This window comes from Halorubellus salinus (assembly GCF_020567525.1).
GTDB classification, from domain to species: Archaea; Halobacteriota; Halobacteria; order Halobacteriales; family Natrialbaceae; genus Halorubellus; species Halorubellus salinus.
In genome coordinates this window covers 44,302-69,775 of the sequence record NZ_JAJCVI010000007.1, presented here as the reverse complement: position 1 = coordinate 69,775, position 25,474 = coordinate 44,302, and the positions used below count along the sequence as shown (strand labels likewise).

Annotated in this window: 16 protein-coding genes and 3 pseudogenes; 9 read left to right on the top strand and 10 right to left on the bottom strand. The window is 57.1% G+C overall.

Annotated elements, in window-relative coordinates; all coding sequences use genetic code 11:
• Positions 1–88: 88 nt before the first annotated feature.
• Positions 89–1,258, bottom strand: coding sequence for a vWA domain-containing protein (locus LI336_RS18355; RefSeq protein WP_227134621.1), 1,170 nt, complete (start codon positions 1,256–1,258; stop codon positions 89–91).
• Between the two features lie 263 nt (positions 1,259–1,521).
• Between LI336_RS18355 and LI336_RS18350 the strand changes: the two genes are divergently transcribed.
• The gene (locus tag LI336_RS18350) at positions 1,522–2,754 is read left to right on the top strand and encodes a geranylgeranylglyceryl/heptaprenylglyceryl phosphate synthase (RefSeq protein ID WP_227134620.1); all 1,233 of its coding nucleotides are present in this window, start codon (positions 1,522–1,524) and stop codon (positions 2,752–2,754) included.
• Between the two features lie 54 nt (positions 2,755–2,808).
• On the opposite strand, the gene LI336_RS18345 is transcribed toward LI336_RS18350, so the two are convergent.
• Both LI336_RS18345 and LI336_RS18340 read right to left on the bottom strand, forming a co-directional pair.
• Positions 2,809–4,248, bottom strand: a complete 1,440-nt coding sequence (locus LI336_RS18345; RefSeq protein WP_227134619.1) for a hypothetical protein — start codon at positions 4,246–4,248, stop codon at positions 2,809–2,811.
• Positions 4,249–4,301: 53 nt separating this feature from the next.
• Complete coding sequence (locus LI336_RS18340) at positions 4,302–4,694, bottom strand: hypothetical protein (protein ID WP_227134618.1); 393 nt, start codon at positions 4,692–4,694, stop codon at positions 4,302–4,304.
• 445 nt (positions 4,695–5,139) lie between these two features.
• Here LI336_RS18340 and LI336_RS18335 point away from each other — a divergent pair, with 445 nt between their 5' ends.
• The 3 genes from LI336_RS18335 (at position 5,140) to LI336_RS18325 (ending at position 8,291) form a co-directional block, all read left to right on the top strand.
• Positions 5,140–6,249, top strand: coding sequence for a glycosyltransferase (locus LI336_RS18335; RefSeq protein WP_227134617.1), 1,110 nt, complete (start codon positions 5,140–5,142; stop codon positions 6,247–6,249).
• A gap of 154 nt (positions 6,250–6,403) precedes the next feature.
• Positions 6,404–7,639 (top strand): hypothetical protein, encoded by a 1,236-nt coding sequence (locus tag LI336_RS18330; protein WP_227134616.1) that lies wholly within the window; start codon positions 6,404–6,406, stop codon positions 7,637–7,639.
• A gap of 349 nt (positions 7,640–7,988) precedes the next feature.
• A complete protein-coding gene (locus tag LI336_RS18325; RefSeq protein ID WP_227134615.1) occupies positions 7,989–8,291 on the top strand; it encodes a hypothetical protein in 303 nt (100 codons plus the stop codon).
• 605 nt (positions 8,292–8,896) lie between these two features.
• On the opposite strand, the pseudogene LI336_RS18320 reads toward LI336_RS18325, so the two are convergent.
• The 3 genes and pseudogenes from LI336_RS18320 to LI336_RS20565 form a co-directional block, all read right to left on the bottom strand.
• Positions 8,897–9,001 (bottom strand): annotated as a pseudogene (locus tag LI336_RS18320) (IS5/IS1182 family transposase); the annotation flags it as partial.
• 149 nt (positions 9,002–9,150) lie between these two features.
• The gene (locus tag LI336_RS18315; RefSeq protein WP_227134614.1) at positions 9,151–10,539 is read right to left on the bottom strand and encodes an ATP-binding protein; all 1,389 of its coding nucleotides are present in this window, start codon (positions 10,537–10,539) and stop codon (positions 9,151–9,153) included.
• Positions 10,540–10,570: 31 nt separating this feature from the next.
• Positions 10,571–10,789, bottom strand: a pseudogene (locus tag LI336_RS20565) (DUF8105 family protein); the annotation flags it as partial.
• 88 nt (positions 10,790–10,877) lie between these two features.
• Here LI336_RS20565 and LI336_RS18310 point away from each other — a divergent pair.
• A pseudogene (locus LI336_RS18310) lies at positions 10,878–11,257 on the top strand (transposase domain-containing protein); the annotation flags it as partial.
• 808 nt (positions 11,258–12,065) lie between these two features.
• Here LI336_RS18310 and LI336_RS18305 read toward each other — a convergent pair.
• Positions 12,066–14,093: a pentapeptide repeat-containing protein gene (locus LI336_RS18305; protein ID WP_227134613.1), complete on the bottom strand. Its 2,028-nt coding sequence runs from the start codon at positions 14,091–14,093 to the stop codon at positions 12,066–12,068.
• Positions 14,094–14,169: 76 nt separating this feature from the next.
• Between LI336_RS18305 and LI336_RS18300 the strand changes: the two genes are divergently transcribed.
• A complete protein-coding gene (locus LI336_RS18300; protein WP_227134612.1) occupies positions 14,170–14,394 on the top strand; it encodes a cold-shock protein in 225 nt (74 codons plus the stop codon).
• 36 nt (positions 14,395–14,430) lie between these two features.
• On the opposite strand, the gene LI336_RS18295 is transcribed toward LI336_RS18300, so the two are convergent.
• Positions 14,431–16,065: a hypothetical protein gene (locus tag LI336_RS18295; RefSeq protein ID WP_227134611.1), complete on the bottom strand. Its 1,635-nt coding sequence runs from the start codon at positions 16,063–16,065 to the stop codon at positions 14,431–14,433.
• A 295-nt stretch (positions 16,066–16,360) separates the two neighbouring features.
• Here LI336_RS18295 and LI336_RS18290 point away from each other — a divergent pair, with 295 nt between their 5' ends.
• Positions 16,361–22,738 carry a carboxypeptidase regulatory-like domain-containing protein gene (locus tag LI336_RS18290; RefSeq protein ID WP_227134610.1) on the top strand — a complete coding sequence of 2,126 codons (6,378 nt, stop codon included), beginning with the start codon at positions 16,361–16,363 and terminating at the stop codon, positions 22,736–22,738.
• A gap of 918 nt (positions 22,739–23,656) precedes the next feature.
• Here the strand turns inward: LI336_RS18290 and LI336_RS18285 are convergent.
• Positions 23,657–24,109 (bottom strand): hypothetical protein, encoded by a 453-nt coding sequence (locus tag LI336_RS18285; protein WP_227134609.1) that lies wholly within the window; start codon positions 24,107–24,109, stop codon positions 23,657–23,659.
• A gap of 454 nt (positions 24,110–24,563) precedes the next feature.
• Between LI336_RS18285 and LI336_RS18280 the strand changes: the two genes are divergently transcribed.
• Positions 24,564–24,791 carry a hypothetical protein gene (locus LI336_RS18280; RefSeq protein WP_227134608.1) on the top strand — a complete coding sequence of 76 codons (228 nt, stop codon included), beginning with the start codon at positions 24,564–24,566 and terminating at the stop codon, positions 24,789–24,791.
• A 32-nt stretch (positions 24,792–24,823) separates the two neighbouring features.
• Here the strand turns inward: LI336_RS18280 and LI336_RS18275 are convergent, their stop codons facing one another.
• Entirely contained in the window at positions 24,824–25,018 is a 195-nt protein-coding gene (locus LI336_RS18275; protein WP_227134607.1) for a hypothetical protein, read from the bottom strand.
• A 28-nt stretch (positions 25,019–25,046) separates the two neighbouring features.
• On the opposite strand from LI336_RS18275, the gene LI336_RS18270 reads away from it, so the two are divergent.
• Positions 25,047–25,463 carry a hypothetical protein gene (locus tag LI336_RS18270; RefSeq protein ID WP_227134606.1) on the top strand — a complete coding sequence of 139 codons (417 nt, stop codon included), beginning with the start codon at positions 25,047–25,049 and terminating at the stop codon, positions 25,461–25,463.
• Positions 25,464–25,474: the final 11 nt, after the last annotated feature.

Sequence of the window (25,474 nt, the reverse complement as noted above, 5' to 3'; positions counted from 1 at the left end):
ATACTGGTACCACGGGGAACATGTTGAATAACTTTATGGTAGTCAAAGCGTTCACAGATTCATCTGCCAACCGAAACAGATGCCATGCCTATTCGTCTTCGCCGAGTTTCGACTTACCCACTCTGATTAGTCCACCGTCTTGTTCCGACTCAGTAAGCCTTTCTTCTAACTGCTCTGCGGTGTCCTTCCAGCCTTTGTCTTTGATCTTGTCTATCTCTGTAGTTACGGCTGCCTTCGAGACTTCAGAATCCTGAATGTCGCTGGTTACCTTGGCCGTTGCTCTTGTTTTCTCAATATCCGCTCGTTGAAGTCCAGCTTCTTCAGCGTAGTCGATTTCAACGTCCGTCTCACCAAGGACGTTGCCCAATGAATCTAGAACTCGCAACGTAGCGAGTTCCTCGGTATACCCGGCAGTACGAGGTTGTCCGAGTACCTCAAACGTGAGTCGGTGTGGATGGGATACTTGCAGTTCAGGTAAACTCAGAGTCGGTGGTGAAGGATCTCTATTGATATCACGTCGTTCCGTTTTTGGCGCGTCGAAGAGTGCTGGGGCGTCGTTAATGATGAACCCCTGGGTGGGTGCAATCTCTAGCTTTGGATTCGGTGCGATAACGCTGTCCGTTTCCCTGACGGTTTGTTTGATGAACTGGTCGATGGCATCTTCTGAAAGGTCAACAGGCGTGCCACCGGAAGCGTTCGCTAAGGCCAACATGACTTCTTCATCATATCCGCCACCGATGCCAGCGGCGATGATTGAGAGGCCTTCATCATCGAACTCTGCAGCAAGGTTCCTGTAGGTCGAAGCGTCATATCGATCCTGGCCATCAGAGAGGAGGATTATTCGTTTCACTGCCCCTGCTTCCATTGGGGCTTCTTTTACTAGTTGCTCTCGGGCTTTCTCCAGTCCTTTGTATATGTCTGTTCCACCAGTTGCTTCAATGGAATCAATGTCTTTTGTAACGTCCTTCTGGTCTGCTGTCCCCCACTGAGTCATAGGGAGTACCATCTGAAGCTCAGAGTCGAAACCAACGACGCTCACATAATCATCGTCGGTCAACTCTTTCAGGGCCTGCTTTGCTCCTGATTTAGCATTTTCCAGTTTCGTTCCAAACATCGACATACTGGTATCTATTAACAACGTCACGTGGCGGGTCGTGGGCTGCGTCTTGGATTGCGGAGTGAGCGTAACTTCGACAGTCGTAGTTCCTCCCGACGTGGGAAGCGACCGACTGACTTCACCATCAATCTCGATAGTCATGTATGATGATTAACTCGTCCCCCATGCTGATAATTGTTGGTGGCTGATGCACTCTTACCGCAAGGATGGTGAGGTTGACATCCTCCCCGCCCTGAAAGGCGAGGTTTTAGCCTTGAAACGTCCATAAAGAAACCGTATTTGCAGCAACTAATACAGGGAGGCAATGCGATGCTATTAATACGATTGCCGGGTTTCGTCGCTGTTAGTAGAATATGAGGCCGGGTCATGGCTTGCGGAAATTCTTCGATGGTGGGCGGATACTGGTGGATTCAGTTCTTCCGGTTGATTCGAATCCTGTTCCACCAGGATGGACGCACGTTACCAAGGTCGATCCCGAAGAGGAAAAGCGATTTCCGCTCCTGTTTCCAGTGTATTTGGCGTACACAGACGCGATTTCAGTCGGTGGATCGAGCGATGTGACCGATGTGAATACCGAGGAAACCTTTGAGTTACTCAATTTTGTGCAAACGCCTACACTTCACGAACCGAGTGATGCGAGTCACGTTACTCGGAAAACACATGAAGAGGCTGATTTTCTCGCGATTCCAGAGGTGCTGAATGGGGGTTCGGATGGGTTGGTAGGAACTCTCGGTGTCGGCATCGAATACTTGCGTGAGGACCTCATCCCCGAGCAAATTGAGGCCGAACTTCCTTCTTGGCTTGTCGCGTTGGTTGGTGATTCGTTAGCGGAGTTTCTGGTCTCATGGCTCCTCGAAGAGGCTGTGTTCGAAGCGTACGTAATTCAGAATCCAGAGAGTGCTGCGGCGAGACGGGGTGGTGTTTCGGAAGATGATGTATTGAATACCAGAGAGGCAAAACAAAGGGGTCTGGCTGCGGACCGGCATCTCAAGAGCGAAATCCTCTATATCGAATATTCTGGAATGTATGGCGGCGACGAAGCGATGGAAATTTTGGAATCAGTAGCCGGTGAGCTCTCTAGATCTCAGGTTTGGTATGGCGGTGGGATTGACTCTGGGAAGAAGGCAAACTGTATGCTTGAGGCTGGTGCCGATGCTGTCGTGGTCGGGGATATTTTCCATCGAATCGCTGAGGAGGAAGCGTCCATCTGTGATCAAGCATTCGATGCTCTAGACTCAGGTGAGTCAGTCGAAGAGATCAGAGCATGGATTCAAGACTCAGTTGAGGTTGAAGGGACCAGTGCGGAGAAATTCCTCTCGACCATTCCGTCAGTCTCAAACCCGGAGGAAGAGGCATGCGAGATTCTTTCGGCAACGGTCGCCCTGTCGCTGTATCTGGGGGAGGAATTGGATGAGACGGTATCTGAGAGTGAGGTTCGTGAGGTTATTGAAGAGTTTGTGAGGACGATGGGGGGGCAGTGGTGGCATAAGTTCGCCGAGGTCTTCCCAGGGGTGGAGTCGCAGGCAAGGAGATATCTGGAGAATATTGTCCTCTCAGTGCCTGATGGGTCTACTTCGGATGAAGTTCCTGTCCAGCATCTCGGTTGGGAACAGCTGAGGAATTCTGATGTGGATTGAGCTGCGATTGCTGAGTGAGTCGTTGAAGTCCTAGTTGTATTGATGGAATCTTATTCAGATCGGTAGACTGCTTAGTGTCAGGAATACGGTTATGATATTTGTCAGGACGACCGTCTGAATCTGTCTGCTATCCAGTGGCCATACTGGGGACGACAGTAGTTCCTCATATCCCTCTCTGTCTTCTAGCGCGCCGATTGGCAGTGTGTGTTGAACCGGTTTTTCGTGCCGCTTCTCCGATTGTCTCCTAAGTATCAGTTCTTCTTTGTCTCGTGCCATTTTGAGATGTACTGTCCAGAACGTATAGTAGAGCCATGCAGCCGACACCACTACGTACAAGACGATAGGACCCATGAAGTCGACAAGCCAGAGTACAGCGTTGCTTTCATTGAGCGCTGAAAACCCGCCTGCTGGCAGTGCGCGGACTCCTTGGACAAACAAGCGATACACGTAGTAGAGTCCCGCGACGATCACGAGTACGTTTACCTGCATCGCAGCTCTTCCGAAATCCCGGAACCCCCCGTGACCGTCCGGGTGGAATGGCTGATACTCCAATTTGATTGTGTTACCCTTTGACTCATATCGGTCTTCAAATAGCATGTTTAGTTCTCGGATGAAGATGAGGAATTGGAATACTCCTATCATCACGATGGTGTCGAAGAACACGTTACAGATGAGAGCAATCGTTGAGTTCAACTGGTGGGGACCGGACTGGAAATGCCAGAAAACCATGAGTTGAACGGTGAATGCAGCACCGAAGATATAGGAAAGCGGGATCCTGAGAAAGGTCCGATTGATCTTTTTTCCGATAGTACCTAAGAAGACATCGTTGTATTTGTCCTCATCGCCTACAATATTTTTCGCCCCAAAGTTTTCGATCATATTCTCAAACCGAATCAGCAAGTCGTACGCAATCAGCCCCGAAATGTATGCGGCAAATAAAAAGCCTGAACCGAAAACAACGTTTGCAGGGATTTCGGCCGGTGACTCACTCTGCCAGACTAGAAACAGCGAAAAGCCAACTCCTGAAAGAAGAAAGCCAAACAGACTATAGATGACTACGGGTTTGAGAAGATCACCGTATCCGTCGATAATCTCCGCGCGAGTTGCAGTTGCAAGTAATATACCCCAGACAACCAACAGCCCCACAAGCCAGGGTACTACTTCCAGAGTAAACTGTGGAAGATATGCCCAGACAGGATTCACCTGCGGCTCTACCAACGGTATGGCCAAATACAGTGCAGTCATCACCACCATTGTCAACGGCCAGTGCTGCAAGATGGTCCGGACAGGTGGTGAAATGATCCGAAGGTCTCCCTCGGACCGTTCGTGATTATAGAAGCTCTCGAGAGGCGAGAGTGAGCAGAATTGATGGAAAGCCAGTGAAGAGGGGCGGTCTACTTTTGCCGTGTTCGAATCACCCCGTACATACGTATTGATAGGCTCTTCTTCTGTGGGGGAGGTGTCAGATTCACCAGCAGACTCCTCATCAGCCATTACATTCGGGTTATGACCACCCCTCTTAAAAAAAGGGTGGGATACGGTCACAATTAGAATGCAGAGCCGGTCAGCAGCAGATGACCTGCAACGTACCCCCCAACAAACACTGCGGCTGCTACCAGCAACCTCACAAACGAGTCTACCACAAGCGCATGAATTCCAAGCGGAAACGCAAGCGCCATCACAACCACAAGCGCGACCACGCTCACTTGTTTCACTGTAGAATCAGGCACATCAGGGGAATCACCTACACCTGGCTCATCCACAAATCGACCAGTTTCACCGTGATGCGCAAGGAGATACCCCGCCCAAGAAACGCTGACAGGAACCAACACTCTGAGATAACTCCATTGCTGAGCGGCCCCCCACACAGCTACTGCCAGCGCCCCAATGGCGATAATCAGGCCTACCAACAGTTCCGGGAGAGAGTTTCGTTCAGGCATTACAACACCTCATCATTAGCTGCTTTATGACCTACGATGTACCCAAGAACAACGGAGACGCCAGACAGAAGCATCGGTTGAATCGACTGCGTATGTACCGCCTCACCCATCAGAACGAACCCGTAAGCTGACAGGCATACAGAGATAAGCAGGCCCAAGCCAGTTTTCGAAACCGTGCCTAAATTCTTCTCGCGAATCTCAGCCGGCGCCCTATCTGGCCATCCGTAAGTTCCATACTGCATGACGCGATATCCGGCTACAAATAACCCAAACCCGAGGATAACCCACACTAACTCCATTCGGAACGCGTATACACCGACGAGTGTCATGCCAATACTGATGACCGCACTTCCGAATCCAGTCCACCAAATTTCGGATATTCCCATTTGTTCTTCTACCTGTCTGGAATCGGTAAGTATAATAAGGCTACGAAACACCATGGGCCATGACTGAGAATCTCGAAGTCGCAGCATTCACCGATACCTACCTACCGACTGTCAACGGGGTCACTTACACTGTTTCAGAGTGGGCGGACCGCTGGAACGAAGAACTCGGCCAGATGAATATCGTCTATCCAGACAGCAACCACTCCCCCAACTCACACGAATTTCCAGTCCCAAGTGCTCCATTCCCGTTCTACCCTGGCTACAGGGCAGCTGTTCCGTGGATTCCAGAAGAGGTCCGAAACGCTGATATCGTCCATAGTCACAGCATGTTTTCGGTCGGTATTGCAGGGTGGGTGCTGGCTCAGGCGCTAGACGTACCATTTGTCGTGTCATACCACACCCCCATGCAGGAGTACGCAGACTACGTGGTGCCTACAGAGATTGGCGCCTCGTTATTTGGCTCAGGCGTCTCCTATTATGAAGCCAAAACAATAGAGGCGGCTGATCTCGTTTTAGCCCCCTCACCAGAAACAAAACGGGAGCTAAGCTCTCGCATAGACGGTTCAATCCCGATTCGGGTTCTTTCAAACGGCGTGAATCTCGATCACTTCGCAGAAGTCGACACTAGCGATTTCAAACAACGGTACGACCTGTCGGGAACGCTCATCGGGTATACTGGTCGGCACGGATACGAAAAACGACTAGAAGACCTGATCAAAGCCGCAGAACGTCTTGAGGAGTCTGTCACAGTCGTGTTTGGTGGCGACGGACCTGCGCGCGAAGAACTTTCACGAGTTGGTGACCAGGCGGATGTTGACGTTCGGTTCTTAGGGCTTCTAGAGAGAGATGAGCTACCAGAGTTTTATTCCGCGCTGGATATCTTTGGATTCCCAAGCCCAGTAGAAACAGAGGGAATCGTCGGCATGGAAGCTATCGCTTGTGGCACACCTGTCGTCGGAGCCGATGCGGGGGCACTGCAGTCCACGATTCAGGACGGTGTGACTGGATACCGCTACGAAGCACGCTCCATTCCCGCCATGACAAATGCCCTGGAGGACGCTTTAGAGGATCACGATACGTTACGTGATGGGTGTCTGGAGTTCCGTAACCAGTTCTCTGTTTCTTCGACCATCCAGAGATTGCGTAGCCACTATATTGACCTCCTGTGAGCAAGAGGCGCGATGGGGTGAACCAATTCCGGGGGGGCAAAGATTCTCAAGGTCGTACCGAAGGTAAAGCTCGGGGCAGAAGGCTGAAAGCCCTGGTATGGGTGCTGGGTCAGAGTCAATAACTATACAACTGTGGATAGGGTAGCCTGAAGAAATGAGTCGAGAGGCAGAATCTGAGTCTGGTGGTCCTGTTCGTGCTGTATCGAGACGACTGGCAGATGTGGATCTGTTTCCAGTGGCGTTCCAGGCAGTTCTGAAGTTTTATGCTCGGAGTGGTACGTTTGATAGAGACGCGATTCGTATACGGAATCTGGCTGAAGATACGCTGGAAGGGTTTCTGGAAGACTGCTATAGGGCTATTGAGCGAGAGATCGAGAAGGAGATGGGTTTCGAAGAGGTATCGTTTACGTATGATACCAAGCTGACGCTGCCGGTTGAACTAACAATTGGGTATCTGTATCGACGTGCGATCCAGAACTCACCGGATAGCTTCAATCCAGTCACTGGGGATGTCCGGACACCAATTATGGAGTATTTCCGGATCCCGTATGACAAAAAACATGAGCGACGGCGGGAGGAACGCTTTCGTGCGGCTTCTGAGGATGAACTGCAGCTGGTTCGTGATACGAAGGCAATTTCTCGGTTATGCACTGAAGCGCTTCTCGATGGTGACATGCAGGACGCAATCAACGATGACGAGTTTGAGGATTTCGTTCTGAATCGTGACCTCAATCCGCAGCAACGAGAGGCGGTTGCCGGAATCGCCCAACACACATTGCACGAACGCGTTACAGACCTGTTTGAGGAGTTTTCTCCACAAGTGCAAGAACAGTATGACTGGGCCGTAGACGCATCTGAACGACATCAGAATCAGGACGCCCACTTTCGGGATCTGTTCACAGGGGCAAGAGAGGGTGAGGAAGAAGCAATCGAAGCGATCGAAGCAGAGTACAAGCACGCATCATTCGATGACCCACCCGAGATGTTGACCGAAGCAGAGCAATCTCTCCCCTACTGTAAAACACAGTATGAACGTGTGGGTGTGATTTACGATGGGATGATTGAGATGTACCGCGCCAGCGGAATTTCGATTGATGATTCGTTCAAACGGGCGGTTGTGCTCGCTATTATCGGCGCACAAATCTGGCTGGACGATATCGACGACTATCCTCAGGACACGAACCAGGGGCAGCTCACTCCTGTTACGGCAGAATACATGCTTCATGACTCTGAGCGGGATGCTTATGACGCAATTGTTTCAATCACCGAAGAGTACCTTGAGCGGGCAAGTTCGTACGCAATTGAGTCAGATTCGTTGATGACCGGGATTGCAATCGAGTATATTCACCGCTCTGGGAATCCAGCAGTTCTGCCAACAGGTCGCCCCTAAGGGGGTATCCTATAGCCGAAGACGTGACCGATGTCCAATACGCTCCACGAGTCGTTCGACAACGTCAAAGGCGAATTGGGCGGCAACGGACCCGCTACGGTCGACCTAGAGACGACACTGTTCCCCCAGCCGCTCACACCCTGGGTCGATAGTGCGAGCATTGACCCACCCCCTCCAGATACCAGAACTCTCGTAGTATGAACCCTCAAACCCGCACCCCGGTGATGACCCGTCCCGGGACAGTAACGCGTTCCGTGCGTACCTATTCGAAGATCAGGACTTCGAGCAACTCCCCTACTACGAAATACCCCAGTACGGGGAGCGTCACAGATTGTTCGAGGACGTCATCATGGAACTGTTCGAGAGCGATGCGGACGCGGAGCGCGTCTGTGCGGCGGTCTCACCCGCGACGGGTTCTTTGAACCCCCCGGCGTGGTTGAGGTGCTCGCACACCATCCCAACGAACGCGCCATCGACGCAGTCTCACCAATCGTCCCCACTCAGTCGAAAAAGGGAGCAACTGCTCGCACTTGATTTTCTAATTGCGAATCTCCACGCCGACCAGGCAAAGGGGTTCGTCGAGGCCGTCGCTGACGGCGCGGCCAAATCGGAAACTGCCGCAACCATCGCCAAAGACGCGTTGGCCAACTAGGAGGCCCGACGATTGTGAGCTACTGGCCGCTGAGGCCGTTCAGGTCTCCGAAGCGGTACTCGTGTTGGCAGTTAGACGCTCGGGTTGGAGATGTGGATATGTCTTCGGAGAGGCTGCGTTACGGTGTCGTAACGCGGGTGAGCGGTGGGGTGTAACGCCACGTGCTCGCCCGGTTGCTCCCCTGATACCGGGTGAGCACCGGGTGAGCAAACGGCCGCATGGCTAGCCGTGAAAAGCTTGCAACGGCGGTTCCTATGAAACGTCTAGAACTAGATACAACAAAAAGCTACCGCAGTCACAGGGCGTTACACCCTGCGTCCTGGCGGCGTTACGACACCGTAACGCACCCACCGATGCCATCCACCGAGCGACCAACCCAAGCACAACAGTGACCCATCCTTGAGATCATCTGGGTGTGAGCCAGCCGTCCAGTTTGATCTCTCATCTGCCGGGCTCGACACCATCTCCTTGGGTCGCGGATGCGGTGCTCGAAGCGTGCGTCAAGCCCGTCGGCAACGGCCGCGAGGTCAACAGCCGCCGTGAACGCATCTCTCGGCCGCGAGCGTCGTTGACGAAGGGGACGGGGAATGCTCCCAGAATCGGTGTGTGTACCGCCGTTTCGAGGACTTCGAGGAGTAGTGGGCAACAGCTCGCCGAGCTAAGTGAGACGCCTGCTCAACGAACCAGAGTAACCGCGACTTTGGGAGGGCCTACATTCGGGCAGACTACCGGGCGTACCTGTACCTCTCCGAGGATTTTAACAGAGCCTCACGGCACCAATTAGGAGCCAACCGGTCAGGACTTCGATGACTTCCACCGATGATGACTCAGAAGCCCGATCCGAGCACCCCAACCTATGTCAGTCCGATTGAGGCTCCTCGAACAGATCTAAGAGATCCGTCGGTGTGAACAACAACAGGTCGTCACGATCACCAGCGATCTCTTGCAATGTTTCCGTGAATCCTGTCTTCGCGAAGAGCGCGTAGACGACCGATCGGTCACTTCCCTGCCAGCGGACCTCACTCTCCAGCGCTTCAAGATCAGTGAGCAGTCCGCGCCCAACTTCCTCGCTGGTCCACTTGCACTCGCCGAGCAGGAGGGTGTCGGTCTGTTCGTCGATGGCTGCGACGTCGATCTCGTCGCCGCCGTACCACCAGCGGCCGACACGCGAACAGGACACGGGGAACGCGGCCGTTCGGACCGCCTGTCGGCATACTGCTTCGAACGTCCAGCTCGCGTGTTCGGAGAGCGTGGCTTCGATGGTGTCTCGAACGGGCTCGGTGTGACCCTGTTCGAGCGTTGCACGGTTCGGGAGGACATAGCGAAACCAGAAGCGGAGGAACTGGTCGGTGATCCGGTAGACGCCACGGCCGTCGGGGTCGGTGACGGGTGTTTCCCGTTCGACGAGCCCGATGCGCGTGAGGTTCTGGAGGTACCTGGAGAGCGAACTCGCGTCTCGGTCGATCGCGTTTGCGATCTCGCTCACCCGGGTTGCCCCAGTAGCGATGGCCTCTAGAATCGCCATGTACGTCGCTGGTTCCCGGAGTTCCTGCCGTAGCAGGAACTCGGGTTCCTCATAGAGAAACGCTCCTTTCGAGAGGATGAAGTGGTCGACGTTGTCGAACAGACTGCGGTCTGGATCGAATTGTTCCAGGTAGGCTGGCACGCCACCGAGGATGCTGTAGGCGTTGATCAGTTGGATGGGGGTGTAGTCGGGGAAGAAGCCGGCGGCGTCGCCGAACGTCATCGGTTCCATCCGCCACTGGCCGGTTCGACGGCCATAGAGAGGGCTTTCGTAGCTGAGGACGCCTTCTTCCATCATCGAGATAGAGGAGCCGAGGAGGACGAGTGAGATGCCCGTGCCGTTGAGGGTGTCGTCGACTACCGTCTGGAAGATTGAGGGAATGGTTTCGTCTTCGTCAACGAGATAGGAGAACTCGTCAAGGGCGACGACGGCGGGCTCGTCGAGGCGACGCTTGAGGTACTCGAAGGCATCGACGAAGCCGTCGACATCAGGGGGGATGTCGTCCAGCTGTTCGGCGGTTTGTTCGGCGAACTGGCGTGCGTTCTGGGTGGTGCCACGTTCGTCGCAGAGGTAGTAGACTGTCGGGCTATCGAGGGCGTCGAAGACGCTCGTGACGAGTGTCGTCTTGCCGACGCGGCGACGGCCGTAGAGGACGATCAGTTCTTCCCCGTCATCGGTGAGGTGTGAACGGAGCCAGTCCGTCTCTGCATCCCGGTCAATCATTATGTCCTCAATAATATTATCGCCCACATAATCAGTGTATGGGTCGAGTCCGTTTCTCAAGGGGCCCACCCACAGACACTTCAGAAAAATTCCTGCTCATCCCGTCTGTCGTAGACTCCAGGCCCCACCGACGCCAGACTCCCGCGAGTACCTCTTCGAGTGTCCCCAACCAACCGCTTGCTACGAACCCATCAGTGATTTCGTCAGCTACCGCCGCCCGCTCAACCACGGTTTCATCGACTGGAGTCGTCTCGGTCGACTCGGTTCAAAGCTGGCGCTCCTCGCGCCACCCAGAACGCCAACACTCACGTCGAATCTCGATGCCCTCTGCTCCCTCTGCTGCAATAGACCTCGACACGAAGTTGATCCTCGGCGTCGACGTGTTTGCTCGGCGTGGCACCGATTCAGCGGCTGCGTTCCTCCGTGACCTAGACGAGAAACACGACCTCTCAGCGGCTGGGTTTCTGGTCGATAGCTACGGCTATCTGACTGCCCTAGCTCGAATCGGATCGAGCGGTCGGCTCGACACGTCGACCGAAACCAGATCGAGAAGTGGTTTCAGACGCTTGCGATGCGGATCGACCGCTTCCACCAATCATGGGTGGGCAGTCGACCGAGCGTCTGCCGGTGGCTTACGGTGTTTATGCACTACTACAATTACCAACGACCACATCAGGCGCTCGATGGACGCACGCCAGCTGCGGAGGTGCTAAACTAGACAGTGCCCCTGTCCTGTATCCAGCTCGATTTCTAAAAGGGTGAGCTGGAGTGATGGGTTTCGTACTGGTAGTGGTGGGTTCGATTGCGAGGTCCGACTCTGGACGCAGCGTTGGAAAACACTAGGCCGCAAAGCTGCTCAGTGACGTTATGCCGGAAGTATGCGTAGTTGTTCTCTCAGGGAGTATCGGATTTAGAGGTGGTGGTGTCTGGGTCAATGCCAGGTGCGAGGCCGCGGAGGTACTCCCCGGCAAGTGACTGCTCGTCGGTCGATAGGACCACGCAAGAGATGCGCTCCAAGCACTTTCAGATACAGATGGCTTGGAGCACCAAGAGATTGGTATGCACCAATCTGATGAGCTCCTCGACTTCGTCGTCAATCTCAGCGAACCAACCAGGGGCCCGATACCAACTGGCATCCATCCCAATCCGAGCTAGCAGACCGGGGGCTCAAAGAGAGCTGTACCGAGGCCGGCAAAGAACAAGGACCATTTGACGACGGCGTCCATCAAGCACGATAATACTGCATCAGCCTTTCCGACCGTGTATCGCCGACATCGAATCGGCGATACAAGATATCGTGAGCCCGGTAAAGGGGTGATTCTCTCCCCTTCCTAATCGGCCCTAGATACTACCCCATCTATACGCTCGGAAGAAGTAGCCGCTTCGGTGTCAGAGTTCTTTTACTTCTGTTCCTCAGCTGAATAGGAGATCTCGGCTTCAAGCTGCTGGAGAAACAGGCTACAAGCTAATATAAACACATTGGCCACACCTATACGCCCGACACGGCTTCGAGCCTTGAGAACAGGCTACCTGTGGATGGAGCGCGTTAGCGTGAACACGAAGATTGCTATCAGGAAGGCGCCCGCGAAGCCTTCGACGGCGCTCAGGAACTGCGCGAGGACACCCGTCTCGACCGGACTGGACCCGAGGATGAACGTGATGAACGACTGGAGACTTAACAGCAGATACCCGATAGCTGACCCCTCCGATGCCGGGGTTGCGACCCCGAGGGCGGCGTATAGTACGGCGAACGCACAGATGAGTAGTACGGAGCTGACGATTGGTCGTTGCGGGCGCTCACCGTAGCCGGAGACGGCATCCAAGACGGTATTGGCACCCCATCGATACGCCGCTAACCACGCCGGCGTCGTCGCTGCTGCAGCTGGCTGTGGGGCACCCCACGGTGTCAGCCGACGACCGATATCGAAGGGCGTCCGCCAGATTGCGGTCCCCGATCGCCACGCGGTTCGCCCCAGCGACGCATCGGTGCTGGTGAGAGCTGCGAGCCGATGCCGGACGTGTGTGGCGTGTTGTTTCCGCCGATACCGCATCTCGTGCCGGAAGAACTCGGAGGCAGCCTTGTTGTGGCCTGCTTGGTTGGCGCCACTCTTCGCTCGCAGATACGTGTCTTCCAGGGCCTCGTACCGCTGGAGCTGGTCCCTGGACCCGGAGTCCCGGCTAGTTGGCCAATTCGGGGCGAGCGTGTCCAGTCGCCAGCGGGGTTTGAGCTGGCCGGCGTGCCGACCGAAATCGAATCCGTCAAACGTGGTGCGGGAGATATCGAGATGGTCGAACGGCGACCCCGGGAGCGCGCCGTCCTCTGTCGCTGTGAGTGTCACCCTGCCGATTGTGGCGTCGCTGACGTCGAAGTACGCCGTCGGGGCGTCCCATTCGATGATGCCCGCCGCCAGGTGGGCGTCGGTCAGGTCGATGCTGGTTGACGCGGCGTCGAGTCGGCGGAAGTGGACGCGGTCGGTGAAGCGCGCCGCGTGGAGACTCACCGCCCCATGGAAGGCTGTCTCGCAGAACCGCGTGAATCCAGCGAAGGTTGTGTGACTGGCATCGAGTCGGTCGTGGAATGTGGTCGCGAGGAATTCCGCTTTGCCGGTGAACGTGCTGTTCCAGAAGACGACTGGCCCCTCGAACGTTGCGTAGTTGAAGATACCTGCGGTGTGGTAGTCGCCACGGAGCTGTGCCGTGTCATGGAAGCGGGTCTTGCTGAAGTCCGCCTTGCCGGACGCTGTCGCCCAGAATTCGAATGGGGCGTGCATCTTGGCGTAATTGAACATCGCGATGTCGTCGAACGTCGCGCCGTTGAACGAACTCGGGCCGGCGAAGATGGTGTGTTTGAAATCGGTCGTCCCGGCGAAGTGAGCGCCGCCGAAATCGACGGTCGCGTCGACACTCAGATAGCGGTTCGCTGCCGTGCCAGTTGCGGCTGTCTCGTGCTCGCCCGAGTCTTGATTGAGGATTGCGCCTTCGAACGTGAGTGGCGGCTGGATGGTTGCGGCTGCACAGTCCACCTGCTCGATGACTGTACTCAATCGGAAATCGACCCGAGTGGTCGCGGTACTCGACACCCGGAGTTCGTGGAGGTTGAGCTCGGTAAACGTTGCACCGACGAAACAGGCGCGCTGGTCGGTCTCGGTTGTGAGGTGGCTGCGGAGGTCGGCCTGGACGCTGTCGCGTGAGATTCCCACCGAGGCGTACATGCTGGGGTGGATGTGGTACTGGCAGTAGCTGTCGCCGGTCACGGACTCGTGGGGGCAGTCGTCTGGGAGGCGGTTTTGATGAGCGTGCCATCGGGACGCCGCTGACTCGAGGGCTACTGGCACGTCAGCGAGGAGGCCGCGGTCCTTGGCCGCTTCGAGTGATAGACGGGCGACCTCTTCTGGGTGCATTCCGTGGGTGTCCGCGAGTGATTCGATGTGCGCAGTCGGCGTGGTGTCTTCGCGTGTTCGGAGTGCGGTTTCGAGGTCCCAGATTCGGCCGACGTGCGCTTGGAGTCGTTGTTCCCAGTCGGTCGAATCGAAATAGTCACACCCCACAGGCATTGCCCAGAACCACCCGCGACCGACGAATAAAACTAGTGATTGAAATATCCGGCCGTTGTCTGTCGGAGAGACGGCTATGGAACAGGCAACTGGGCGCATCCGGTTTCTGAGCGACGAGGAGGCGTACGGCTTCATCGAACGGGACGGCTATGGACAGGACGTCTTCTTGCACCGGGCAGATGTCGTTCGAGGTGAGCCGACACTCGACGCCCGAGTCAGCTTCTCTATCCAGACCGCGTCCCGCGGCCCTCGAGCCCGAGACATCGTCATCGAGACCCCACCCGATGCAGAAAGGCCGTAACTACCTGGGTGTTAGTTGAGCGGGTCGATTGTGGTACTAGAGGTCGTAGTATCTCACGAGGAAGAAGAGGATACCGGCGACGAATCCGATTCCGGCGAGTATTTCGGCGCCAGTGTTGTAGGTGCCGCTGAAGATTGTTGTGGCAACGAGAGAGATGCAGCCGAGGCCGAGCATGACCGCTGCTGCGGCGTACTTCTGGAGTCCTTCGGTGCGTTCCGCGTAGTCGGTGACGAACGGGAACACAGCCATCATTGTACAGAGGAGTACCAAGGCCAGCGGGAGTTTGAGAACGGCGACGATTGCGAGTGGATTCGGTGCGGCTGTCACGATACCGTCGGCGTTGGCGAACGTCAAGAATAATATCGTGTACCAGGGCAAGGCGCTGGTGATGACCCAGTACTCGCGCTGTACGGGCTGAGGTCGTCGGGTGAGTGTTCGCCGGCCGGCAACACCCAGCAAGACGAGCCATAGCGGCCAGCCGACGCTGACTATTGTGTTGGCGAGGGTCGAGTCCGATTGAATGCTGGCGGCCATGAGTCCCATCGCAACCGCCGGCAGCCCGAAGAACCCGGTGACTCGCGCTGGAGGTAACGCAGACAGTGCGTCACGAGGGTGTTCCTCGGTCGTCTTGGCCTCCCTGTAGTCGAGAAAATACGGGAGGCGTTGGAGCTCTCGCAGCCACCCCCAGAGCGCGTAGCTTCCGACGGTCCCCAACAGGACCAGGACACCGAGGAGATTCCACACTATCTGGAAGACATCGAGCGACGGCGAATCAGCGAGCGTTCGGACCCCGAGTTGGATTGTCTCGAGGAACCTGGGGCCGACCGAGACTAGCAAGAGGAAGTAGCCCGCTGCGACCATCACACCCAACAGCGCGAACATCGTTGCGATCATCCCGTGGATACTTCTAGTTGCTTGGTCGATGATGTCGAAGAGGAACGACTCGATATCATAGTAGAACCGCTGTAAGCGGCTGTCCGATGATACTATCTCCAGGTGCGGTTCAAATCGGTCCTTGAGGACCCAGGCGAGGACCAAGATGTCGAGGAGTGGGTAGGCGTAAGTCAGCGCTCTGAGGACGACTGCGGCGAGGATTGCTGGCATGGCGACGATAATCATCACTGCAAGCAGGTACGATGTCAGGCCGGCGCGGCCGAGCCACCCCTCGCGTGCGAGGTCAGTTCGAATTTCTGCGCGTGCATCCTCGCCTGGCGTCATCAGGTCAAGAATCTCGACAGCTTGGCCCTCTGCGCTCGTGACACGCCAGTTGTGAACAATCGAGAGGTACGCGAGGATGATTCCGCCGAGGAGGAACATCCCGAAGATTAGCTTCAGGTAAGGGATGCCGCGAGGTGGTGGGTTCTGGAGGGTGTATGCGACCGCGATGGTGCCGGTGGCGAAGATGAGTCTGAACCTAGTTGCATGTCGTGGGAGAACGTCTAGGTGTGTGAAGATTGAGGGGGTGATGGTGAAGACGACCACGAAGAACAGGAGCCACGTTGAGAGTGTGGCGAGCCATGGTGGGCCTGCGAGTCCGCCACTGACCGACAGTAGTGGAATCAGTACGTCTCCGGGGAGCCGTGTGAGGAGATCGAAGACGGCACTCCCAGCGACGACCGCGCGCGTCGTCTGCGGTGAGAGCCGTAGGGGCGTTCGCCCTGGAAGCTGCATATCGGTGCGTCGCAGCCGTCCCTCAAATGAGTAGGTGGCCGACTCGTTGCATCCCATGGGAGGGTGGCGTCTGATTGAGGTTTTGGCTGCTGGTGTTGGGAGTGTCCTCGTGTCGGGTACGTGCGCCCAGAACAATTATAAGACCTGAATTGGAAATCTAACATATTCAGGTGGGGGATTTGAGTTGGTTCTGAAGGGCACGCTACATCCGATACACAGTCGACACAGCCGCCTACAAATATCCGTACTCGCAATCAGCCTGCTCCTGATTGGCTCACTATGCCTTCTCGGGACATTGCCCGGCACCACAGCCGCCGCCTCACCAACGACCACACACGACCCACTAGAACGCACGAACTCTTCGGGTCCCCTCGCCCCATCACATCAACCGTTCTCACACACCCAAGCAACAAACGGTGGACTTGAGGTCACCGTACGCGACGCTGACGGCTATGAAACTGCCGGCGTAACAGTCGTTCTTTACGATACCAACTGGGACAGAGTCGGGTCACAAACGACAGCCTCGAACGGACAGGTCTCGTGGTCCGACCTCTCCCCCGGTGAATACAATCTCGAAGCGTACCACGATGGGGAATTCTGGGGTGGCGTAACCGCAGAAGTCACAGATAACACCGCTGCCAGCATCACACTCCGCCGGAACGAGCCCTACGAACAAACCATAGACCTCACCGACGAGGGGAACGGTGACGGAACCATCTCCATTGGAGACCCCGTCAATATTGCCACACAGATACGGAACGACAAATCATACAGCCGCGACGTCCGAGTCAAAATCTCCATCGACACCAACAACGATGATGTCGCCGAGACCACCGTCACTCGAGGGCCACTAACCATCAACAGCAACGACGACCAGTGGTACGGCACTGACTTCACGCCTGACACAAGTGGCACACACCAAGTTCGCGTCCAAGTTGAAACCGCGTTCGGCGGCAACTGGGCAGTCACCGACGACACCGGCTGGCAGCAGTCGTTCACCGTCCAGTCAAACGAGGGCACACTCGAACTCACCGTCGAAGACACGTCCGGCCATGCTATCGACAACGCCAGAGTCACCATCTACGATAGCGACTACGACGCAATCGATACACAATACAGTGATTCCAATGGCGACGTCTCCTGGACTACCCTCACTGCCGGCACGTACTATATCGAGACGTACGCCGACGACCAGTACCTAGGCGGCTCGGAAGTGGAAGTGACCACTGGATCGACGACAACCACCACACTCCAACGCTACGAACCGTACGAAGACAATCTGGACATCGCTGAACAAGGAGACGGTGACGGCACCTTCGAGGCTGGCGAAACCGCTGTCATCTCGCCGAGGATTCGAAACGACGCGTCAACCGGCCGCGCTGTCCGCGTTCAGATTCTCGTCGACACCGACAACGACGGCAATGCTGACCAGACTGTCACGAGGGGCCCACAGACCATCTCGAGCGGCGACGCTGGCTGGTATGGATACGAGCATCCGATAGAAGCACGCGGCACCCACCAGGTTCGCGTGCTCGTCGAAACCGAGTTTGGAGGTGACTGGGTGCTGACTGACGATACCGGATGGGAAGACGCGTACACTGTGCAGTCATCGACCGGCGGCCTGGATATCACGGTCGAAGATGAATCTGGACAGCCAATCGCGGACGCCCGCGTCGTCCTCTACGATGATGACTGGGAGCAGCTTGACACAGCGTACACCGACGCCGATGGTGGCATCTCTTGGACGAGCCTCAGTGACGGCAGTTACCACATCGAGGTGTACGCCGACGACCGCTATCTCGGTGGGCTCGAGACAGCGGTCCAGGCCGGCAGTACCACAACCCGAACCATCCAACAGTACGAGCCGTACGAATCGGCACTCCAAATTGAGGCACAAGGCGATGGCGATGGTGTCTTTGAACGCGGCGAGACCGCGGTGATCACACCCCGCGTGAGGAATGACGCATCGACTAGTCGCGGAGTCCGCGTGCAGATACTCGTCGACACCGACAACGATGACACCGCTGAACGGCGAATCACGCGTGGCCCACTGACAATCGATAGTGGCGGCTCAGAGTGGTACGGGTACGAGCATACGATTGACGCCAGTGCCACGCACCAGGTACGCGTGCTCGTCGAGACGGAGTTCGGTGACAGCTGGGTGATTACTGACGATACTGGCTGGCAGCACGCCTTCGACGTGCAATCCACAACTGGCAATCTGGATCTCACCATCACCGATGCAAGTGGCGCCACCGCATCTGGCATCCAGGTCGTCCTCTATGACGAGGACTGGAACCGAGTGGACACCAAATATACCGACGCCAGTGGCGACGTGGTCTGGGCCGACCTCAACGACGGCCAATATCATGTCGAGACGTATGCTGACGAGCAGTACTGGGGTGGCCTCGATATCGAAGTGCAGGGGAGCGAGACCACGACGCGAACGATTCAGCGATACGAACCGTACGCCGACGGTGTCCCGGTTGAAGAACAAGGGGATGGCGATGGACGTCTCCAAGTTGGTGAGACAGCTCTCATCACGCCCTCGATTGTGAATGACGCATCGAGTAGTCGGTCGGTCCGCGTCCAGATACTCGTTGACACCGACAACGACGGGAGCGGCGAACAGACGGTAACAAGAGGACCCATCACGGTTGGTGCTGGTGACCGCGAGTGGTTCGGCTACGAACACGCGATTTCGTCGGGTGGAACCCAACAGGTACGCGTCCTCGTCGAGACCGAATTCGGTGACAGCTGGGTGCAGACCGACGACACTGGCTGGCACGACTCGATGACGGTGCAATCCGATACAGGCACCCTTGAGCTCGCTGTCGAGGACAAATCAGGCACCCCGGAGGGTGATGTTGAACTCGTGCTGTATGACGACGCGAACACAGTGGTCGACTCCACACACACGAATACTGACGGTCGTGCGTCCTTCTCCGAGCTGCCGGCAGGCTCCTATCACGTCGAAATGTACGCCGACGGTCTCTACTGGGGTGGGGACGCAGTTGACGTCGAGGCTGGGGCGACCACATCGACAACACTCCAGCGCCACGAACCGTACCCGAATGCACTTGAGATTCGGAATCAAGATGGTGGCGACGGCACCTACGAAGTCGGCGAGACGGTCCTCATCTCGCCGCGAGTCCGGAATGATGCTGGTCGCGACCGCTCGGTTCGCGTGCAGATCTTCCTCGATACGGACAACGATGGGCGTGCTGAGGAGACGATTACTCGAGGGCCAGTAGATGTCGCGAGTGCGGGGTCGGAGTGGTTTGGGTACGAGCATGAACTGGATTCAGGCGGTCCCTCTCAGGTTCGGGTCGCAGTCGAGACCATAGTCAATGATGACTGGGTCCTGACGGCCGACACTGGCTGGGTAACGGAGATTGACGTGGCGTCATCTACCGGCGGTCTCAAACTTGCAGTTGAGGACAGTGACGGCTCTCGAACTGCCAGTGCGACCGTCGTCCTCTACGACGATGGTGGCAACAAACTCGACACCCAACAGACGAATTCGTCGGGCGAGACCAGCTGGCAGAATCTCACCCCGGGAACCTACTATGTCGAAGTCTATGCTGATGGTGCCTTCTGGGCCACGACGAAACTCGACGTGGAATCAGGCGAGGCGCCGTCACTCGTCGTGGAACGACAGTACCCACTCACGCGTGACAGCGGTGTGGCTGCTGAGGCTGCCAGCGATGGCAATCTAACCACGGGAGAACGTGTTCCACTGGACGCCACGGTAGAAAACCCGAACCGTGACGAGCAATCCGTTCGCGTGGCGTTCCTGATTGACGCCGATGGGGATGGTGCTGCGGAGGAGACCGTCCGCACGCCAACCTCATCAGTGCCAGCGAGCGACGTGCAAACTCTCCGTGCTGACTTTACGCCCACCACGGCCGGCCCGGTGCGCGTGAAGACGCAGGTTGAAACGCGAATCGGCGACGACTGGGTTCGGACTGCGTCCAGCGCGTGGGGGCCCACCTATACCGTCAGCGCCGAGTCGAACAACAGTACGACCACATCTGGGTTCGACATGGCGGCTGTCACGCAACCGGCACAGTTTATCGCCGAGGGCGATACGGTGTCTGTCACGGTTCAGCTCTCGAATCCGCATGATCGGGCCGTGACGAGGACCATCAGTGTGCCCGGGGCAGAGACTCAGAGCGCTACGACTACGACGACGGTGACGCTTGACGCGGGGGCGACGACCACGCACACGTTTGCATGGACGCCAACGGCCGCGTCGCCCCCTGCCAGTGTGGCGCTCAAGCTATCTCAATCGTCGCCAGACACGGAGACTCGAGTAACGACACTCGGGTCGGTGATTGTCGCTGAGGAATTAGTCGACCCGACTGTCCGCGTGGTCGGGTACGGTTCCGGTGAGCCGGTCACGGATGCGGATGTGACAGTCACCGCTGTCGGGTTCATCGGATTCGAAACCGGGCCGTCGTATGACGTGCCCGAGTCGCTGAATGGCACCGAGATCGAACCCGGAGTCTACGAGTTTGGACCGCTCCCCCGTGACCTCCAACTGTCGGTGCTCGCTGAGAAACCGGGGTATAAACCGACTGGAATCGTGTTTGAAACAGGCGAGAGCGACCTGTGGGGCGGGGACCGCGAGATAACGATTCCCCGATACGTCTATCCAACAGTAGCGGTCGAGACGCCAGACGGTGAACCGGTGTCTGGGGTCACGGTGGAACTCTCCAGTGACTCGTACCCGTCCATCGATGGTGAGACGAAGGACACGAATTCGAACGGCCTTGTCAGTCTGGGACGGATTCCGAATGGCACCAGTCTGACGGTCGAAACACCGCGGAAACACGACGATTCTTACTTCGTCTCGACCACAACGACGGTGCAGGGCGGCGACGTGATTACCACAACAGCCACGCCGCTCCAGGACCCCAGCGAACAACGGGCAGACCTGACCTTTGGCCCTACCCCCGACCCAGGCACTATCGCGGAGGTTCTCGAGACGCAGGTTTCGGGCAGTACTGTTGATGCGCGGATTGAGAATGTCCTGGATGAGATGAGTGCAGCTGGGGTGGAAGGGACGAAGGTGACGGTGGTGCGGGGGTCGGTTGGGATTACGGTTGTGTATGCGAACGTCACGGAATGGCGCCGCACAGGGTCTCGTGATGCGTATATGATTGTCCCTTATCCGACGTCAGCGTCTGGCGGGGTGCAGACTCTCAAACTTGCTGATAAGGGTGAAAACGAAGTTGACAGGCAACTCACGTATCTCAGTATGGGTGCTTCTGAGGGGCTGCGAGAGACATACAGCGCCAAGCGAAGCAGTGAGATGGACGCCTATCTTAGCGAGGAGATTGGCGCCAACGTCTACGTTGACCGGGACAGTACGGCATACAAAACCGGTCGGTTCATCAGTATCTTGGCGCCACTCGGCGACTATGGAGCGTACAAGCGCGCCCAGAACCGCGGCCAGACGAATAAAGCGATCTGGTCGGGCGGGTGGGTGGCGTTCGATGTTGTGACCCTCGGTGTCGGTGGGAAATTCAAGGCCGCAGGCCAAACCTTATATAAGGGAGCTGATACAGCTGCCGACGGCATCCGGTCTCTACGAAAAGTCCGCAGATTCAAAGCCGGGACTGAAAGCCTCAGCGTGACTGGAAAAGAAATCGGGCGCCGAGTCTCGATCACAGATGGCCGCGTTATCGATATCCCGCAAATCGTCCGCGACCACTCACCGCGCTCTATCGCGGGCGCCCTCCGCTACTCCGACGAACTGAAACAATTATCGCCCACCGAACAGTATCGGTTCGTCACGAAATACTACAGCGACAAACCCACCACGGCCGGCGACAACCCAGCTGTGGCACTCCGAACCTCAGGCCTCCTCAGCCGAGACCTCGTCGTCAAAGCAGCCACCGAAGGCATTGATCTGCGCGCCCTCTCGCGACTCGAATCGACCCACGAACTACCTAGTGAGACACTCCGGAGCTACGTCCGAGGCGGCATTCGGGCCAGTGACCTCAACGCCTTACTCAAAGCTGAGGCGCTCACTGTGTCGGACGTCACAGACCTGGCTGCGCGAGTCGACCCCACGAGTGACGCCCACGTCGGCATCAAGTGGACTGAAGTATTCGCTGCAGCCGCCGAACTACGCGACGTAGACGGCTTCAAATCGGCGTTCCGGGCCGGAGATGACTCATGGCTCCATCAACTCAAAGTCTCAAACTATGGCGGCACGAAAGGAATCCCGACTGAGATGACTGCCGCCCTCCGATTCGGGAGACCCCAGATTCGAGCGATGGACCTCGATTTCAGTGCCGAGCTCATCCGCAAAACTGGGACGGAGGGCGAAATCGACCTCATCCTAGACGGGAACCGCCTCGTCGAAGTGAAATCTACGGTCCGAAACCCGAGTGACATCACAGACCTCGTCGACCAGATGGAGAACTATGAAGCCTTTGCGAAGAACTCGGACCGAGTGGACGCTGACGCACGACTCATCGTCGTCGTCGAAGAAGTCCGAGACTCGGAGACACTTCGATTATTGCAGCAGGCAGCCCGAGAACACGGGTTCGAGATAATCTATCGCAGCACCGAGGAAACCCCATCAAGCAATATTGGCCCGGTGCCGCTCGAAGACCGTCTGGGTCAGACGCAGGGGCACAGACTGGCCATAGCTGAGTGAGTCCGACGCCACAACTGCAATCGAGAACTGACCGACGGTACACAGATGAATGGTGAGGTATTCGCCATCAGTAACTGTCCGTAACCGCTGATACGACACCCCAGACTCCAGATTCACCGTCTCCATCGAGGTGTCATATCGTGATTCTGTCTCGGCAATCCGCGTTTCAGTCGCCTCGGCTGCGGCCGTGCGGGCGTCGAAGCCGGTGACAGACACCGCCACAGACGCCGGCGTCTCGCCTCCATCCTGCCCGTCATCGCGATACGTCCGGACGAATGACGCCACTCCAGTGTCAGACCCCTGCGTCGTGCTCTGATGCGAATAGCCCGAAGGCAGCACGTCCACCGGCGGCAGCAACGACCGTGCCCTGTCGGCAATCCCCGCCCTAGAGCCGTCATCCCGTGGAGTTGTTGTCTCGCCCCCCGATTCCTCAGTGTCCGATGGCCGACTGGTTTTGGCATCCGATTGGGTGCCCTGGCTCCTCGTTGTCCCCGCGCTTCCTCCCGAGGCCGTCGTTGAACTGGTCTGGCCCCCCAAATCAGATAACGGATTTGAAGAACAGCCAGAAAGGAGCACCGCACCCACAGTAACCACCCACCGCCGATTCACCGATTGCATACACCATCAGTGCGCCCACCACCAAATGAAACTTCCTGCCAACACGACAACTCCACCCCCAACGACTTCCATGGCGCCATCAACACGCCTCTCCCAATCCAAGCACACCTCGACACACCCATCGTCTTCCAAACGTACAGGGCCGCCGAGTGATTGCGGCCAGTCCGTCAGCGACATATCTCGCCTCCATCCTGGCCCAGGTCACCGCCAGCCTCCAGTATCCTTGTTCGAGCTGTGGATTGTATATCAAACTTCGAGAGCGGTAGACAGGATATCAATCACCGCCTTCCGGTACGTGTGTCATTCGTCTTGGTCACGTCGTATCGTCACCAGGTCCTCGGCGATGCGCGTGGGCCGCACCCGACCGTCGACATCGTCGTTCCCAATGACCAGCAGCCCTGGTGCCGGGACGACTGCTGGTGTATCGCCTTGCGTGAGGCTTGCGTCTGATGCTGGTGGGAGCTGGAGCTGGTAGCCATGGCCCGCAATCTGGACGGTCGCGGTCATCGACTGGTACGCGCTGTCGGTTTCACGAGCCGCCGTCGCGACCAGCTCGGCCTCGTCGGCGTCGTCGACGTTCGTGGTGTCGACGACCACGAGCAAGCCAGCGAATGCATGCACGCGGGTTTCAGCTCTGTACGTAGGTGTCTTGCCGTCGGGCGTGTCGCGTTCGTCGACCAGGCCGGCCGTCCGGGCTGGTTTCGTAATCTGGAGTGCGAGGCCGTCTCCGGAGTCTTTCAGCGTGTTCGCCACACACGTTAGTATCAACTACTAACCTATAATGCTACCGACGACGCCCTCTATGCCGGCCACGAGAGCACCACCACACTCGCCCGCCACCCCACCAAGCGACCGCGACGGACCCCCGAGAGAGCGCCGGCTGGCCGTCAGATACGGAGCGTGGTGGCGCCTTGTCATTGCCGTAGAGGGCATTCACCAGTCATGGAGCGACACCTTTACCCACGCCAGTTCGGTGGACGGTGGTATGAATCTGCGGCGCCGACACCTGCTACAGGGTGGTGCGTCCTCACTTGGGGGCGCCATCGCAGGCTGCAACCAGCACCCCAAGACCACGACACGGGACACGGTCAACTCCTGGAAATCGGATACGGAGGTGTCGCAGGTTCCTGACGGAGCGGCCGAGCCAGACTGCACACCGACCCAAGGCGGCCGCCTCGTCGCAATCGCCCACCGGAGAGGTGAACGTATGCCTACAGCCGACCTCTTCATCGCCTACACGGACTTCGACACCGCCCAGTGGTTCGACGACTGCACGAGTATGCCGGCTGCACTCGAGAAAGGGGACCGCGTCATCTTCGACACGCCCCCAGACACCGACATCATCGTCGGCTACGACCCAAACCGCGAGGACAACCGGTATCTCCAACTCGGCAACATCCCAGCTACCGCCGGGACACAGACGACCGATTCCTGACCGACTGCCGCTGAAAGTTGTACGCCGGTGCGTCAGCCCTGATTGGCGTCAGTGGTTCGTGCGTCGACAATGAGGCCGTAGAAGAACCCGAGGACGGTGATGGCGAACCCGATCTGGACGAAGATGATCAGGAGTGAGGATTCGGTTGCGAGGTTCGTCCAGCGGAGGACGAGCTGGCGGACGATGAAGATGCCCCCGGTCAGGATGATGGCGATACCAAGGAGCATCGGTCGCAGGCCAGTTAACCGTCGTGTCGTGGAGGGACTCGAATCGTTCACCATAGCGGGCGTTCTGGCTGATGATGCAGTCGTCCACGTCATCAGCCTTTCCATAGCCCCCCACCCGACTAGACGTGACTGGGAGTACCCCCGGACGAGAAGAATAGGAACTCTCCATGTCGGAGCCCTCGCTGAAAGTGAGACTGAACGCCGTGATTGCTCGTCCAGCGCCCTGTGCTACTTTCACTTTCACTCCGGCCATGGCCCGCGCTTACAGTACCTCGTCCGTAGCCTTCAGGTGATGTCGTGGAACACGCAACTCTTCCAGATCCGCGTGACTGAGACCGATGACGAGTTCCGAGCCAAGGAAGCTGGCAGCACAATCGAAGGGTCCGGTGAAACCATCCAAGACGCCATCATCGACTACGCCGAACAAGCCAAAGCCCAGCAGTAAGTAGTTTCAAA

Excerpts from the sequence above, each read along its gene's own strand:
- LI336_RS18280 (WP_227134608.1), top strand. The coding sequence starts at position 24,564 with ATGCCTACAGCCGACCTCTTCATCGCCTACACGGACTTCGACACCGCC.
- LI336_RS18275 (WP_227134607.1), bottom strand. The coding sequence starts at position 25,018 with ATGCTCCTTGGTATCGCCATCATCCTGACCGGGGGCATCTTCATCGTC.
- LI336_RS18355 (WP_227134621.1), bottom strand. The coding sequence starts at position 1,258 with ATGACTATCGAGATTGATGGTGAAGTCAGTCGGTCGCTTCCCACGTCG.
- LI336_RS18305 (WP_227134613.1), bottom strand. The coding sequence starts at position 14,093 with ATGCCTGTGGGGTGTGACTATTTCGATTCGACCGACTGGGAACAACGA.
- LI336_RS18345 (WP_227134619.1), bottom strand. The coding sequence starts at position 4,248 with ATGGCTGATGAGGAGTCTGCTGGTGAATCTGACACCTCCCCCACAGAA.
- LI336_RS18335 (WP_227134617.1), top strand. The coding sequence starts at position 5,140 with ATGACTGAGAATCTCGAAGTCGCAGCATTCACCGATACCTACCTACCG.
- LI336_RS18300 (WP_227134612.1), top strand. The coding sequence starts at position 14,170 with ATGGAACAGGCAACTGGGCGCATCCGGTTTCTGAGCGACGAGGAGGCG.
- LI336_RS18325 (WP_227134615.1), top strand. The coding sequence starts at position 7,989 with ATGGAACTGTTCGAGAGCGATGCGGACGCGGAGCGCGTCTGTGCGGCG.
- LI336_RS18315 (WP_227134614.1), bottom strand. The coding sequence starts at position 10,539 with ATGATTGACCGGGATGCAGAGACGGACTGGCTCCGTTCACACCTCACC.
- LI336_RS18340 (WP_227134618.1), bottom strand. The coding sequence starts at position 4,694 with ATGCCTGAACGAAACTCTCTCCCGGAACTGTTGGTAGGCCTGATTATC.
- LI336_RS18330 (WP_227134616.1), top strand. The coding sequence starts at position 6,404 with ATGAGTCGAGAGGCAGAATCTGAGTCTGGTGGTCCTGTTCGTGCTGTA.
- LI336_RS18295 (WP_227134611.1), bottom strand. The coding sequence starts at position 16,065 with ATGCAGCTTCCAGGGCGAACGCCCCTACGGCTCTCACCGCAGACGACG.